Origin of the sequence: Nonomuraea solani (genome assembly GCF_900108335.1) — a bacterium.
Classification (GTDB): domain Bacteria; phylum Actinomycetota; class Actinomycetes; order Streptosporangiales; family Streptosporangiaceae; genus Nonomuraea; species Nonomuraea solani.
This window is the reverse complement of record NZ_FNVT01000002.1, coordinates 34,647-47,799: the sequence shown is the minus strand read 5'-3', so window position 1 is coordinate 47,799 and position 13,153 is coordinate 34,647. Positions and strand designations below refer to the sequence as shown.

General features: G+C 71.3%; 12 protein-coding genes. 6 read left to right on the top strand and 6 right to left on the bottom strand.

Annotated features, from left to right (window positions below; all coding sequences use genetic code 11):
- Window positions 1-37: 37 nt before the first annotated feature.
- Window positions 38-613 carry a TetR/AcrR family transcriptional regulator gene (locus tag C4V41_RS06015; protein WP_103954794.1) on the top strand — a complete coding sequence of 192 codons (576 nt, stop codon included), beginning with the start codon at window positions 38-40 and terminating at the stop codon, window positions 611-613.
- Window positions 614-616: 3 nt separating this feature from the next.
- Here the strand turns inward: C4V41_RS06015 and C4V41_RS06010 are convergent, their stop codons facing one another.
- Together C4V41_RS06010 and C4V41_RS06005 are read right to left on the bottom strand one after the other, a co-directional pair.
- Complete coding sequence (locus C4V41_RS06010) at window positions 617-1,609, bottom strand: LysR family transcriptional regulator (RefSeq protein ID WP_103954793.1); 993 nt, start codon at window positions 1,607-1,609, stop codon at window positions 617-619.
- Window positions 1,606-2,301 (bottom strand): CTP synthase C-terminal region-related (seleno)protein, encoded by a 696-nt coding sequence (locus C4V41_RS06005; protein WP_103954792.1) that lies wholly within the window; start codon window positions 2,299-2,301, stop codon window positions 1,606-1,608. Before C4V41_RS06005 ends, C4V41_RS06010 begins: the two co-directional genes overlap by 4 nt.
- A gap of 161 nt (window positions 2,302-2,462) precedes the next feature.
- Between C4V41_RS06005 and C4V41_RS06000 the strand changes: the two genes are divergently transcribed.
- Window positions 2,463-6,038 carry a lantibiotic dehydratase gene (locus C4V41_RS06000; RefSeq protein WP_103954791.1) on the top strand — a complete coding sequence of 1,192 codons (3,576 nt, stop codon included), beginning with the start codon at window positions 2,463-2,465 and terminating at the stop codon, window positions 6,036-6,038.
- 112 nt (window positions 6,039-6,150) lie between these two features.
- Window positions 6,151-6,936 (top strand): Stf0 family sulfotransferase, encoded by a 786-nt coding sequence (locus tag C4V41_RS05995; protein WP_160150182.1) that lies wholly within the window; start codon window positions 6,151-6,153, stop codon window positions 6,934-6,936.
- Window positions 6,937-7,183: 247 nt separating this feature from the next.
- On the opposite strand, the gene C4V41_RS05985 is transcribed toward C4V41_RS05995, so the two are convergent.
- Window positions 7,184-8,080: a class I SAM-dependent methyltransferase gene (locus C4V41_RS05985; protein WP_103954788.1), complete on the bottom strand. Its 897-nt coding sequence runs from the start codon at window positions 8,078-8,080 to the stop codon at window positions 7,184-7,186.
- A 108-nt stretch (window positions 8,081-8,188) separates the two neighbouring features.
- Here C4V41_RS05985 and C4V41_RS05980 point away from each other — a divergent pair, with 108 nt between their 5' ends.
- Entirely contained in the window at window positions 8,189-8,692 is a 504-nt protein-coding gene (locus C4V41_RS05980) for an ArsR/SmtB family transcription factor (RefSeq protein ID WP_103954787.1), read from the top strand.
- A 1-nt stretch (window position 8,693) separates the two neighbouring features.
- Here the strand turns inward: C4V41_RS05980 and C4V41_RS05975 are convergent, their stop codons facing one another.
- Window positions 8,694-9,458: a SigB/SigF/SigG family RNA polymerase sigma factor gene (locus tag C4V41_RS05975; protein ID WP_235029937.1), complete on the bottom strand. Its 765-nt coding sequence runs from the start codon at window positions 9,456-9,458 to the stop codon at window positions 8,694-8,696.
- Window positions 9,459-9,738: 280 nt separating this feature from the next.
- Between C4V41_RS05975 and C4V41_RS05970 the strand changes: the two genes are divergently transcribed.
- Window positions 9,739-10,560 carry an SAM-dependent methyltransferase gene (locus tag C4V41_RS05970; protein WP_235029936.1) on the top strand — a complete coding sequence of 274 codons (822 nt, stop codon included), beginning with the start codon at window positions 9,739-9,741 and terminating at the stop codon, window positions 10,558-10,560.
- On the opposite strand, the gene C4V41_RS05965 is transcribed toward C4V41_RS05970, so the two are convergent.
- Window positions 10,557-11,756, bottom strand: a complete 1,200-nt coding sequence (locus C4V41_RS05965; RefSeq protein WP_103954785.1) for an FAD-dependent monooxygenase — start codon at window positions 11,754-11,756, stop codon at window positions 10,557-10,559. The genes C4V41_RS05970 and C4V41_RS05965 overlap by 4 nt on opposite strands.
- A gap of 86 nt (window positions 11,757-11,842) precedes the next feature.
- Between C4V41_RS05965 and C4V41_RS05960 the strand changes: the two genes are divergently transcribed.
- Window positions 11,843-12,337, top strand: a complete 495-nt coding sequence (locus tag C4V41_RS05960; protein WP_103954784.1) for a DinB family protein — start codon at window positions 11,843-11,845, stop codon at window positions 12,335-12,337.
- 3 nt (window positions 12,338-12,340) lie between these two features.
- Here C4V41_RS05960 and C4V41_RS05955 read toward each other — a convergent pair whose 3' ends face one another.
- Window positions 12,341-13,150: an alpha/beta fold hydrolase gene (locus C4V41_RS05955; protein ID WP_103954783.1), complete on the bottom strand. Its 810-nt coding sequence runs from the start codon at window positions 13,148-13,150 to the stop codon at window positions 12,341-12,343.
- Window positions 13,151-13,153 lie beyond the last annotated feature (3 nt).

The following is a 13,153-nucleotide window of genomic DNA, read 5'->3' as shown; positions in this document are numbered from 1 at the left end:
ACGTGGCAACAGTCCCTCGCGTGTGTATCTTGAGCCGGTGAGAGCAGACGCGGCACGCAACCTGGAACGCGTACTGAGCATGGGAGCCCGCATGCTCGCCGACGACCCCTCGGCGACCATCGCCGCCATCGCCGCCGCGGCCGGAGTGGACCGCCGCACGGTCTACCGCCGCTTCGCCTCCCGCGAAGACCTCATGGCCGCCGTCTACGGGGCGCGCTACGACGCGGTCGAGGCGGCCATCGAGGCCGCCCGGCTGCGCGAGGCGCCGGTCGCGGTGGCGCTGCACCGGTACGTCGAGGGCATCGTCGCCGTCAACCGCGCCTGGCCCGTGGAGACGAGCCGCATGCTCCGCGAGGTGACGCTGCAAGAACGCCGCCGCCGGCTGATCGACGAGGTCGACACGTTCGTACGGCGCGCCACCGACGAGGGCCTGTTCCGCTCCGACCTGCCGCCCGGCTGGGTGGCCGCCGTGCTGCCGCCGCTGATGGTGCACGCCGCCGAGGACCTGCCCGGCCTGAGCGCCGCCCAGGCCGCCGACGTCGTGGTCGACACCCTGCTGCGCGGCGCCGGCACCCCGGGGGCCCTGCTTCTGGTGCCGGGCAAGCCCGCTTGACGCTCAGCCGGACGCCGAGTGCCCGATGGCCAGGTCGGCGAAGGCGGTGGCCGTGGGCAGAGGGTCCGCGGGCATGGCGAGGAGGATGGTGCGTTCGGTGGCGGGGTCCAGGGGGATCGCGTGCACGCCTGGGTGGTGGACGGGCAGCGACAGCTCCGGGACGATGCTCACGCCGAGGCTCTCGGACACCATGGCGAGGATGCTGTTGGTGTCACGTACGCGGTAGTGACACGTCAGGCTCACCCCCGCCGCCCGGGCGAGCGCCGTGATCAGCGGTTCGCAGCCGCCGGTGGACATGATGAACGGGTGCCGGGCCAGCTCGTCCACCGGCACCGAGTGACGGACGCCCAGGTCGTGGCCGCTGGGGAGGATGGCCAGCATGCGGTCCGTGGCCAGGGATCGCACCACCAGCCCACCCGCGCTCGACCCGCCGGCCGCGATGTGACCCGTCACACCATTCGAGAGGCCGCTCGCGATGGCGCCCGACACCCCGCCCACGACACCACCCACCACGCCACCCACCACGCCACCCACCACGCCGCCCACCATGCCGGCCGAGACTGTGGCGAGGTCCGCCGCCCCCGTGCCGAGCCACTCCAGCACCTCCTCATCCGACCCTTCCATCACCGTGAGCCGCACCCTTGGATGCGCATCCCCGAACCGGCGCAGGATCGGGGGCAGCAGCCGGGCGTTGGCGCTGGGAATGACGCCGATGCGCAGGCTGCCGCCCTCCTGCCCCCGGGCCGCGGCCACCTCCTGCTCAAGCGCCTCCACCTGCGTGAGGATGAGCGTGACGCGCCGGCACACGGCCCGCCCCACCGCCGTCAAGCCGACCCCGTGGTTGCCCCGTACGAGCAGCGCCACCCCGAACTCGCTCTCCAGCGCCCGCAGCGCATGGCTGACGGCGGACTGCGTCGTGCCCAGCTCCTCGGCGGCCCTGGTCATGTTGCCGGCCCGCGCGACGGCCCGCAGAATCCGCAACTGCGTGAACGTCACAGCGCCGCCCGCAACAGCCCGACGACCAGCGGATGCGGCGTCTCGGGACGTGAGCGGGCCTGCGGCACGAACAGCGTGGCCACGTAGTACGGATGGCCGGGAATCTCCAGCACCCGCGCCTCGCCGTCACCGTCCACGCCGGTGACCAGGAAACCGCCTTCGTGCAGGAGGTCCTGACGTCGGGGGTCGAGGCCGAAATTGCAGTAGTACTCCTCCTCGGTCTCGGTCCGCCCGTAGAGCGTGGCCGCCCGGGAGCCGGGGACCAGGGTGACGGGCATGGTCTTGCCGGCCAGCGAACAGGTCAGCTCCGACACGAACAGGGACGAGGCGTAGGGGTCGTACTCGGCGTGCTGGGCGTCCTCGTAGCCGAGCACGTTACGGGCGTACTCGATGATCATGTGCTGGCAGCCGCCGCACGTTCCCAGGGCGGGGACACCCTGCTCGCGGCCGTACCGAAGTGCGGTCAGGGCGCCGAGCAGGCTGCGGTACGGGCTGCCGGGCGCGCACCACAGCACGTCGGCGGCCCTGACACCGTTCAGATCGGATTCGAGCGGCTCGGTGGCCAGCCAGCGCACGTCCACCTCGACACCGAGGTAGGCGGCGGCGTGCCGCAGCGCGTCGTCGGTGGCCGGGTGCGGGGGAAAGGCCGGGTCACGGTCGCCGATGACGGCCACGCGCAGAGATCGGTACATGGCCCTCACTATGCGACGGTCCGGACATGAACCCCAATACCGAACCACGCGCCCGCCCTGAGTAAATCCTCATACCCCTTTCTGGCCCGGGCGTAGGGGCCGACCGCGTGCGACACTCGGGGCGACGCTCTTGTTGGCGGCCCGACGTGGGAGGGCTCGGGGTGAGTGCGCAGCCGTACCGGCACCTTGACGCGGCACTGATCCGCGCCACCACGTATGCCGGCGAAACAGACCTCCCGCCGTGGCCCGGCCTGGACGGGGATGCCGACGAGTGGAGGGAGTGGATCGTCCAGGTCTGGGCGAACCAGTCGGTGGCGTCGGCCGTCTCCATGGCCAGCCCGGTGCTGGCCGCACGGGTGGAGGCGGTGCGCGCGGGGCGCCGCCTCAGCCCGGCCCGCCTCTGGCGCATGGCGCTGTCCCTGGCCCGATACCTCGTACGGATGCGCGGCCGCGCGACCCCTTTCGGCACGTTCGCGGGGGTCGCCCCACTCCGCTTCACCACCGAACCGGGGCACCGGACCGGCGGCGGGCACACAGGGGTGGCCGCGGGTCCTGACACCAGGGCGACTACAGAGGCGCTCACAGGTCCGGACACCGAGGCGATCACAGGAACGAACCTTGGGTCCGACACCGAGAGAGCCACAGGAGCGAATCCTGGGGCGGACACCGAGGTCGCGGGGGCGAATCCTGGGGCGGACACCGAGGTGGTCACCGGGGCGAATCCTGGGATGGACAGCGCGATGGTCGCGGGGGTGGACCCTGGGACGGCGGTCACGAGGACGACTGCGGACGGCGTGTGGCTGGCCGCGATGATCGCCAGGCTGGAATCGTGCCCGGCGCTGCTGCGTCGTCTGCCGGTCGTGGTGAACGATCTCGCGTTCGTACGTGGGGAACGGCTGGTGGCGCCCTGGCGACCGCACGCCGCCGACCCGGCCAGGGGCGATCCGGTGGAGGTGTCGGTACGGCACGGCCTGGTCGTCCGGGCGGTCATGGACCTGGCCCAGGAGCCCGTACCGGCCGGTGACCTGATCGACGCGCTCGCCGACGCGTTCCCTCGCGCCACGGTCCCGGCGATCGAGGCGATGGTCGGTGAACTGGTCGCGTCCGGGGTGCTGATCACCAGCCTGCGCCCTCCCTCGACCAGCATCGACGGGCTCGCGCACGTGTCCGACCGGCTGCGGGACCTGGCCGACGCCACACCCGGCGAGATCGCCCCACTGGCCGACGAACTGCGAGCGATCCACGCGGCACTACGCGCGGCCGACCGCACGACCGGCGAACCCGCCCAACAGGCCAGGCGAGCAGCCAGCGACCGCATGCGCTCCGCACTCCAACCCGGCATCCCCCAGCCGGCCAATGCCTCTGAGCCGGTCGGCGCCACCGGATCGCCCGATGTCGCCCAGTCGGCCGGAGCCGCTGGAGCCGCTGGAGCCGCTGGGTTGGTCGGGGGCGCTCACCCGGACGGCGGCACTCGGTCGAGTGGTGTCGCTCAGGTCGTTGAGGTGGCTCAGCCGTTGATGGTGGATCTGCGGCTGGGAGGTGTCGTGGGGCTGCCCGTGGAGGTGGCGGCCGAGGTTGAAGCGGCGGCTGGGGCTCTGTTGCGGTTGACGCCTCACCCGGGCGGGCATCCGGCCTGGCGGGCGTACCATGTCGGGTTTCTGGAGCGGTATGGCGACGGCGCTGTCGTGCCGATCGAGCAGCTCATCGACAGCACGGCCGGGCTGGGGTTTCCCGAGCACTACGGGGAGACGCGGCGGCAGGCATGGCAGCAGGGCGCGCCCGCGTCACTGCCGCTCAGGGATCAGCGGCTGCTGGTGATGGCGCAGCAGGCGGCCCTGGACGGTGCGCGGGAGATCGTGCTGGACGACGCCGCGATCGACGATCTGGCGGCGGACGGTTCGGAGGGGGCGCGGGCGGCACCGTACATGGAGCTGGTGGCCGAGGTGTGCGCGACCGACACAGAGGCGCTGGCGGCCGGTGCGTTCAGCCTGGCGGAGCTTGCCGTCAACGGTACGGCGGGTGGTGTGGCGGGTCGGTTCGTCGACCTGCTGCCGGATGGTGACCGGCGGCGGATGGCCGCCCTGTACGGCCGGTTGCCGGTCGGGGTGGAGAGGGCTGTGACGGCGCAGTTGTCGTTCCCGGCCCGGCACCCGCGCGCCCAGGAGGTCGGCCGTACCCCGCTCCTGCTGCCCGAGCTGATCACCCTGGCCGAGCACCGCGACGGTCCGGGCGGGCGGATTCGCTGGCGGGAGCTGGCGGTGACCGCGGACAACGACCGGATGTACCTGCTGTCGCCGTCCCGCCGCCAGGTGGTGGAGCCGGCGCTGACGAGCGCGGTGGCGCGGCAGGCCATGCCGCCGCTCGCCCGCCTGCTGTTCGAGCTGCCGCGTGCCAGGGCGGCGATGGTGGCGCCGTTCTCGTGGGGGGCGGCGGTCTGCCTGCCGTACCTGCCACGGATCCGGTACGGCCGCAGCGTCCTCGCCCCCGCCCGCTGGCGCATCGCCACCGGAACCCTGCCCGGCCCGGACGCCGCGTGGCCGGAGTGGGTACGGGCCATGACGGACCTGCGCGCCCACCTGCGGCTACCGGCGCATGTGTCCGTGGGCACGGCGGACCTGCGGTTGCGCCTGGATCTGGACGAGCCCATGAGCCTGGCGCTCCTGCGTGCCCACCTGGACGGGGCGGGCGGGTCCGCGGTCGTGTCGGAGGCGGCGGGGCGCGTCGGCCATGGCTGGTTCGGCGGTCGTGCGCATGAGATCGTCGTCCCGCTGACCGCCACCCGCCCGCCCGTCCGCGCACCCGCCGCCGTGACCGCGCCGGGACCGCTGCCCCTGATCGGGCGCGAGCACGCGGTGTTGCCGGGTTCGCGGGTGCTGTCCGCCAAGCTGTACGGGCATCCGGCCGTCGTCGACACGATCCTCACCGGGTGCCTGGCCGACCTGCTGGAGAGCTGGGACGACGATCCGCCGATGTGGTGGTTCGTACGATATGCGGACCCCCGCCCGCACCTGCGGCTGCGCCTGCACCTGGCCGACGGCGACTACGGTACGGCCGCCGCCAGGGTCGGTGCGTGGGCCTCTGGTCTGCGGGGGCGCGGGCTCATCGGTGACCTGGTCCTGGACACCTACCATCCGGAGACCGCGCGGTACGGGCCGGCGGAGGTGCTGGCCGCCGCGGAGGCCGTGTTCGCGGCCGACTCGGTCGCGGTACTCGCTCAACTGGCAACCCTGTCCGCGGACCGCCGCGTACACCCGCACGCGCTCACCGCCGCGAGCCTGGTCGATCTCACGGCCGCCATGGCGGGCGGCCCGGCAGCGGGGGCACGCTGGCACATCGATCACCGCGAGGGCGAGCGCCGAGAGGCCGGGCAGCGTGGGGCCGGGCAAGGTGGAATCGGGCGCGTTTCGGGTGGTGATCCGGCGGTCGCGCGCCAGACGGTTCGCCAGACGGTCGGCCTGGCGGACCCAGGGGAGGACCGGGCGGCGCTGCGGGACCTCCCGGGCGGGCCGCGGATCGTCGCCGCGTGGCAGGACCGGCGCCGGGCCGTGGCCGCCTACATGGACCGGCTCGCCACCGTCCCTTACCTGACGCGATCATCGGTGATGGCGTCATTTCTGCACATGCACCATTTACGGGCGCTCGGCATCGACCCGGACACCGAACGAGCGTGCCGCAAACTGGCCCGCGCCGCCGCCCTCGCCTTCACCGCCCGCCACACCCCACCCCGCCGCGACTGACTCGACCGCGTCGCACCCGTCACCACCCACCGCCCACCACCCATCTCATCGAGACCCCGGGGCAGTAATGGCCGACACAGCCCACGCAGCGTCGCGGTGTTACGCATGGAACGTGGCGCCTTTCGTCCGGACGAACCGCCGGGAATTCGACTTCCCCGCGTTCACCGGCCTGCCTCCGGTCCGCTACGTCCTGGCCGCCGCGCCGCGTACCGGCAGCAACATGCTCGTCCGCGCCCTCTGGCGCACCGGCCGGGCCGGGTTCGCCGACGGTTATCTCACCGACGCTCACGCCCTGGACTACTTCGAGCGCTGGGGATTCGACACCGCAGACCCGGCCACCCTGGTACGAGACTACGTACGCCACCTGATGACCTGCCGTACCAGCCCGAACGGGGTTTTCGGCATCAAGGTGCACGGACAGCACCTGCTGGGGCTCGAAGTCGACCTGGACGAGCTCCTCGTGTCACCCCGCTACATCTGGTTGCGGCGCAGGGACCGGATCCGGCAGGCCATCTCGTTCGTCATGGCCAAGCAGACCGGCCTCTGGCTCCTGGACGGGGCCTACGCGCCGGCCGGCCGGGCGCTCGCCGAGCCCCGCTACGACTACGCCGAAGTGCTCCGCCACCTGAAGCAGCTCGACCGCGAGTCGAGGTCGTGGGAGGAGTACTTCGACCGGCGCGGCACCGTACCGCACGTCGTCTTCTACGAGGACCTGCTCACCGACTACGCCCGCAGCCTCGCCGGCTGCCTGCGGCACCTGGGCGTCGCCCCGCCCGACTCCCTGCCGGAACCCGGGATCGAACGCCAGGCCGGCAAGACCACCGAGCGGTGGCTCGCGCTGTTCGAGCGCGACAGCGCCCGGTACGGCGACGATACTCTCAGGAACTTACCGAGCTGAGTGGCCTTCGGACGGAGACGCCGATGAACAGGCCCACTGAGGATCTCTCGCCCTCGGTCCAGAGTGATCAGCGGAGCGCAGCCCGGCGGCGTTGAGGTATTTGGCCATCGGCCCGGAGAACGCGAAGCACCACGAGGACCCGAACGCGAGCGCGAGCCCCGTATACCTCATCCCACACCACCTGCCCCGTCACCACCAAGCCAGACGCTGACAGACAGGGCGTTCACCGCGCAACGGGATAAACGGTTCAGCGCTTGCGGGCCAGGGTGACGCCGTCACGGACGGGCAGCATCACGCAGTCGAGCCGGTCGTCCCGGACGATCGCCTCGTTCACGTGCCGCATCGCCACGTGGTTCGCCTCCTGGAAGGCCGGGTCGAGCACCCTGCCGCCCTGGAACACGTTGTCGAGGACCAGGAGCCCGCCGGGAACGAGCCGCGGGACGATCTCCTCGTAATAGGCCGGGTAGTTGCCCTTGTCCGCGTCGATGAAGGCGAAGTCGAAGGCGGGCTCCGCCGGCAGCGCGCGCAGAGTGTCGAGGGCGGGGCCGATCCGGAGGTCGACGCGGTCCGCCACGCCCGCGCGCTCCCAGAAGGGCCGGGCGATGGCCGTCCATTCGCTGCTCACGTCACACGCGATCAGTTGCCCATCGGCGGGCAGCGCGCGGGCGATGCACAGGGACGAGTAGCCGGTGAACACGCCGACCTCGATGGCGCGGCGGGCGCCGGACAGGCGGACCAGCATGCTGAGCAGGGCGCCCTCGTCGGCCGACACCTGCATCCCGGCGGCGCGGCCGGTCGCCTCCCGCGTCGTGACGGCCAGCTCGCGCAGCAGGTCGTCGGCCGGAGTGGAGTGTGCGAGCAGGTAGTCCTCGATGGCCGGGTCGACGATCTGGACCTCGTCCCCGGTGATCGGCGTGCTCCAGTCGACGCCGGTGGCGAGCTTCCGAGCGACCGCGTCCTGGACGCCGGTCAGGGCCGCCGCGTCCGCCGCGGCGGCGATGAGGAGCAGTTCGTCGGTGGTGGCGATGAGCGTGCAGGTGCCCTGGTCGAAGGCGATGGTGGCGCGGTCGTGGCCGGCGGCGTCGGCCTGCTTGAGGTAGAGCTCGGGGCTGGAGGTCGCGACACGAGCGGTGGAGAGCGGCATGGGAGGTCCTCTGGGAAGTGTCGAGGTTTTTAGACGCTTTTGTGCAGGCCAGTCTGCGGGGGCTTCCGGCGGTTTGTCAAAGCGTCTAAATTTCTAGACACTTAGGCCATGGAAGACGAGCAGGAGCCTCTGGTGCTGCACACGTCCGCGCACTTCAAGGCCCTCGGTCACCCGTTGCGCCACCGCATGGTCAACGTGCTGCGCCGGCGCCCCGCCACCATGAGCGAGCTCACGGCCGCGCTCGGCTCGACCAAGGGCACGATCGGCTACCACGTACGCGTCCTCCGCGAGGCCGGCCTGATCCGCCTGACCGAGACCCGTCAGGTACGCGGCGGCACCGAGCAGTGCTTCGCCCTGGTCAGGACGGCCTTCAAGCTGGACGACCAGGCGGGGGCCGAGTTCCTCTTCCGCGCCGCCCTGGCGGAGATGCTGCCCGCCCGTCCCGGAGGTCCGGAACACACCCGGTTGCGGCACCTCTGGCTCACCCCCGACGAGGTCCGTACACTGGCCGACCGGCTCGACGCGTTCGCGCACGAGACCGGCGGCTCCGGCGCCGAGCCCTACGGCCTGCTGCTCAGCCTCTACCGGGCCGACATCCCCGCCCTGCCCTGAGTCACGCCTGGCGGACCAGGCTCTCGCGCAGCCGGGTGAGCACCGCGCGCAGGATGCGGGAGACGTGCATCTGCGAGATGCCGAACTCGGCGGCGATCTCGGCCTGGGTCAGGTTGCCGTAGAAGCGGAGCAACAGGATGTTCCTCTCCCGGCACGGCAGGGCGTCGATGAGCGGCTTGACGGCCTGCGCGTCGATCAGCACGCTCAGCGGTTCCTCGCGGTCCGCGATGAGATCGCCCAGCCGGGCCGATTCGTCGTCGCCGCTGATGGCGGGCGCGTCCAGCGACAGCGTGCTGTACGCGGTGGCGGCGTCCAGGGCGACCAGCACTTCCTCTTCCGACAGCTTCATCTTGTCGGCCAGTTCGGCGACCGTGGGGGAGCGGTGCAGGGTCTGGGTGAGGTCGACGGTGAGCCGGTTGAGCTCCGAGCGGCGCTCCTGGTAGACGCGGGGCACGCGCATGGCCCAGGTACGGTCGCGAAAGTGCCGTTTGACTTCGCCGATCATGGTGACGGTGGCGTAGCCGCGGAACTCGTGGCCGAGACCGGGATCGAAGCCGTTGATGGCCTTGACCAGGCCCAGGTAAGCGGCCTGCCGCAAATCCTCCAGGGGCTCGCCGCGGTTGCGGTAGCGCTGGGCGATGTCCTTGGCCAGCCGGTCGTGCATGCGTACGAGCTGTTCGCGCAGGCACACCTTGTCAGAAGCTGATATGTCGGGCTCGGCCATGGCCGCGAGGAGTTGTTCGGCCGTCATGTCATCGAGCGACATGGGAGCAATGGTCATAAGTCCTGCTTTATGGGTGCAGGCGGCCCCATCGGGGGATGTCGGCCCTGATGTGGGAGCACGCCTGGTGTCGTACACCGAGACGAAGCCCTCTGCTGGACCTCTAGATCGATATGCCCTGTCCTGACTGGATACTCGACCAGCCGGGTGACAGTGTCGTCACCGATCCACCCCAAAGATGTGCGGGAGGCGGTAATCGGGCTGTTCTAATCACAGACCTGCTGATTCCCCATAAGATTCGGTCATTAGCAAGGAAAGGTGCAGCGTGACCGAGCCTGAGCGGCCTCAGGGGAAGATCGACCCGACCGTCCCCACCGTCGCCCGCATGTACGACTACTTCCTGGGCGGGAAGGACAACTTCCCCGCCGACCGCGAGGTCGCCGAGAGGATTCTCGAACTGAGCAGCCGGGGCGGCGCGGACGTACGGGAGATGGCCCGGGCGAACCGCGGTTTCCTGGTCCGCGCCGTGGAGACGGCGGCCAGGGCGGGCGTGCGGCAGTTCCTCGACATCGGCACCGGTCTGCCCACCCAGGACAACGTGCACCAGGTCGCCCACCGGATCATCCCCGACGCCAAGGTCGTCTACTCGGACAACGACCCCATCGTGCTGGTCCACGCGCGTGCGCTGCTCGCCGACAACCCCGGCACGGTGATCCTCGACGGCGACGCGCACGACCCCAAGGCGATCCTGAAGGCCGCCGCCGCCCACCTCGACTTCAGCCGGCCCGTGGCGGTCCTGGTCGTCGCGTTGTTCCACTTCTTCGCCGACGACGACGAGGTGGCCGCCATCGTCCGGGCCCTGCGCGAGCCGCTGGCGCCGGGGAGTCATCTGATCATCTCGCACGCGTACGTGGAGAAGGACCAGAGCACCGTCGACCGCAGGATCGAGAGCGAGGACATCTACCGGCGCACGACCTCCGGCGCGCTGCACCCGCGCGACCGCGAGATCGTGCGCACGTACTTCGACGGGCTCGAACTGCTCGAACCCGGCCTCGTGCCGGTGCAGCACTGGCGCAACGACGACCCGTTCATCGCCCCCGGCCTGGACAAGGGCGGCATCCTGGGCGGCGTCGGCCGCGTCCCCTAAGCGACGGCCGCGACGTCGAACTCCTTGTTCTTCATGTCCTGGCCGTTCATCACCTTGCTCATCGCCTGACCGATGACCGGCGCGCGCATGAGACGGAGCATCGCGCCGCGCAGGAACACCTCCTTGCGGTCATGGGGGACGAAGATCCTGCGCATGATCAGCGCGCTGTCCTGCTCGGTCTGGATGAACGGCCGCATCCTGGCCTCCCACGCCCGCAGCGCGCCGGGCAGGTCGCCGGGGTGACGCTGCAGCATGGTGCCCAGCAGCTCGCCGCCGGCCATGCCGCTGGAGGCGCCCATCCCCGCATACAAGGTCACGCACCAGGCGGCGTCGCCGACCAGGACCACCCGGCCGCGGTGCCAGTTCGGCATCTTGACCTGGTTCACCGAGTCGAACAGGAAGTCCGGGGCCTGCTCGAACGCGGTGAGCAGCTTCTCCAGGAGCGGCCCGGTGGGCTGCGGGCCGAACGCGGCGCGGATGGACTCGATCGGCGGACGGGTGAACTCGGCGTCCACGTCGCTGGTGCGGTAGGAGAACAGCAGGCCAGGGGCGTGGTCGGCGAAGGGGAAGATCCAGGCCGAGCGGCCCGGCTCGGCCAGGGTCAGGCCCTGGCCCTGGCCGATGCCCTCGATCGGCTTGTCCAGGACGGTGGCGCCGATCATGTAGTTGAGCGGGTGCAGGTGGTCGCCGGGGCCGAAGGCCAGCTCGCGTACGGTCGAGCGCATCCCGTCGGCGCCCACCACCAGGTCGAAGCGCTCGGTGACGGTGCCGTTCAGTGTCACCTCCACGCCGGAGTCGTCCTGGACGATGCGGGTGGGCACGGTGGAGTAGCGGATCTCCACATCGTCCGGCAGCGCCGAGAACAGCGCCCGCTCGATGTCGCCGCGCAGCACCACCCGCGGCGTGCCGGGCAGGTTGGCCAGGCTCATGCCGAGGCTCTGGCGCCCGGCCCGGTTCACCTCGTACGGGACGAGCTTCGGCGTACGGTCGCCGATCGCCTCCAGCACCCCCAGGCGGCGCGCGGAGGCGGCACCGGCGCCGAACAGCATGATGAAGTATCCGCCCGAGCGCCGGGCGGCCGCCCGCTCCACCAGCACCGGCTCCCAGCCGACCTGCCGTAGCCGGAGCGCGGTGGCGATGCCCGCGATCCCGAGCCCGACCACCAGCGCACGGCCCCGCCCGACTGCGTCCCTCATGACGACCCCTTCCTGTCGTGTCGCCATCACCCTAAATGACGAACTGACCAAATACGCCCAATTGGTCAGTTCGCTATGGTGATCACATGGCGGAGACACAGCGGGAGCCCGTGCCACGGGTCGACACGGGCGAGCTCGACACGGCTCTGGCGTTCCTGTCGTTCGCCCGGCACTGCGTGTTGAAGAAGGCCGGCGGGCTGTCCGACGAGCAGGTGCGCCGCGCCCTGGTCGGCAGCGGCACCTCGATCCTGGGTCTCGTCCAGCACCTGGCCGAGGTCGAGCGATACTGGTTCGGCCACCACCTCGCCGGCGCCGAACGGAGCGCCGGCTCGGAGCACGGCATGACCGTCCCGGCCGGGCGCGCCGCCGCCGATGTGCTGGCCGACTACCGGGCGGCGATCGAGGACAGCGACCGCGCGATCCGCGCCGCCGGCGACCCGGACGCGCGCTGCGCCGTCCCGGTCGACGGCAACCGGCACACCCTCCGGTGGGTCATCGCCCACATGACGAGCGAGACCGCCCGCCACGCCGGCCACGCGGACATCCTGCGCGAGCAGCTCGACGGCACCACCGGCCGCTGACCCTCAGGCGAGCCAGGTGCGGATCTCGTCCATGACGGCGGCGGGCGCGTCGTACTGGATCAGATGGCCGGCCTCGGCGACGAGTGACAGGTTCGCGCCCGGGAGCAGGCCCCGCAGCCGCTGAGCCGTCTTCACCGGAATCCAGGCGTCGTCCGCACCCCACACGATCCGTACCGGAAGGTCGAGCCGGCCCAGGCGGCGCTCGTTCTCTTCGAGGAAGCTCTCGTCGTAGGCGGCGATCTGCCGGTAGAACGCAGGTTGGCCCTCTTCGCCCAGCCAGGGCCGGACGAGCGCGTCGAGGTCGGCGTCGCGCAGGCCGCGGTGGCTCGCGCCCCGGATGTACGCGCGGACGATGGCCTCATGGATGTAGGCCGGCAACCGTTCGAGCACGTCAGGGTGGTCCTGGACGAAGGCGAAGAAGGGCGAGCCGCTGGGCGGGATGGCCACGACGTCGACGAGCAGGAGAGAGGCGTAGCCGGCGCCCAGGTTCAGCCGCGCGCGCAGTGACACGGCGCCGCCGAAGTCGTGGGCGATCACGTGCGGCCGGTCCAGCCCCCAGTGTGCGAGCAGCGCGGCGAACGCCTCCGCCTGTACGCCGAAGTCGACGGGATGATCGGCCCGCTTGGACGAGAGGCCGTAGCCGGGCATGTCCCACAGGTAGACGGTGTGGTCGTGGCTCAGCATCTCGGCGAACGGCTGCCACACCACCGAGGACCACGGCGTGCCATGGCAGAACACCACGGCCGGGCCGGAGCCCGCCCGTCCCCACGCGATCTGCCGTCCCTGCCAGTCGAAGCGCTCGTTCAGATCCATGAC

Excerpts from the sequence above, each read along its gene's own strand:
- C4V41_RS06005 (WP_103954792.1), bottom strand. The coding sequence starts at position 2,301 with ATGTACCGATCTCTGCGCGTGGCCGTCATCGGCGACCGTGACCCGGCC.
- C4V41_RS05985 (WP_103954788.1), bottom strand. The coding sequence starts at position 8,080 with ATGCCGCTCTCCACCGCTCGTGTCGCGACCTCCAGCCCCGAGCTCTAC.
- C4V41_RS05980 (WP_103954787.1), top strand. The coding sequence starts at position 8,189 with ATGGAAGACGAGCAGGAGCCTCTGGTGCTGCACACGTCCGCGCACTTC.
- C4V41_RS05975 (WP_235029937.1), bottom strand. The coding sequence starts at position 9,458 with ATGTCGCTCGATGACATGACGGCCGAACAACTCCTCGCGGCCATGGCC.
- C4V41_RS05965 (WP_103954785.1), bottom strand. The coding sequence starts at position 11,756 with ATGAGGGACGCAGTCGGGCGGGGCCGTGCGCTGGTGGTCGGGCTCGGG.
- C4V41_RS05960 (WP_103954784.1), top strand. The coding sequence starts at position 11,843 with ATGGCGGAGACACAGCGGGAGCCCGTGCCACGGGTCGACACGGGCGAG.
- C4V41_RS05955 (WP_103954783.1), bottom strand. The coding sequence starts at position 13,150 with ATGGATCTGAACGAGCGCTTCGACTGGCAGGGACGGCAGATCGCGTGG.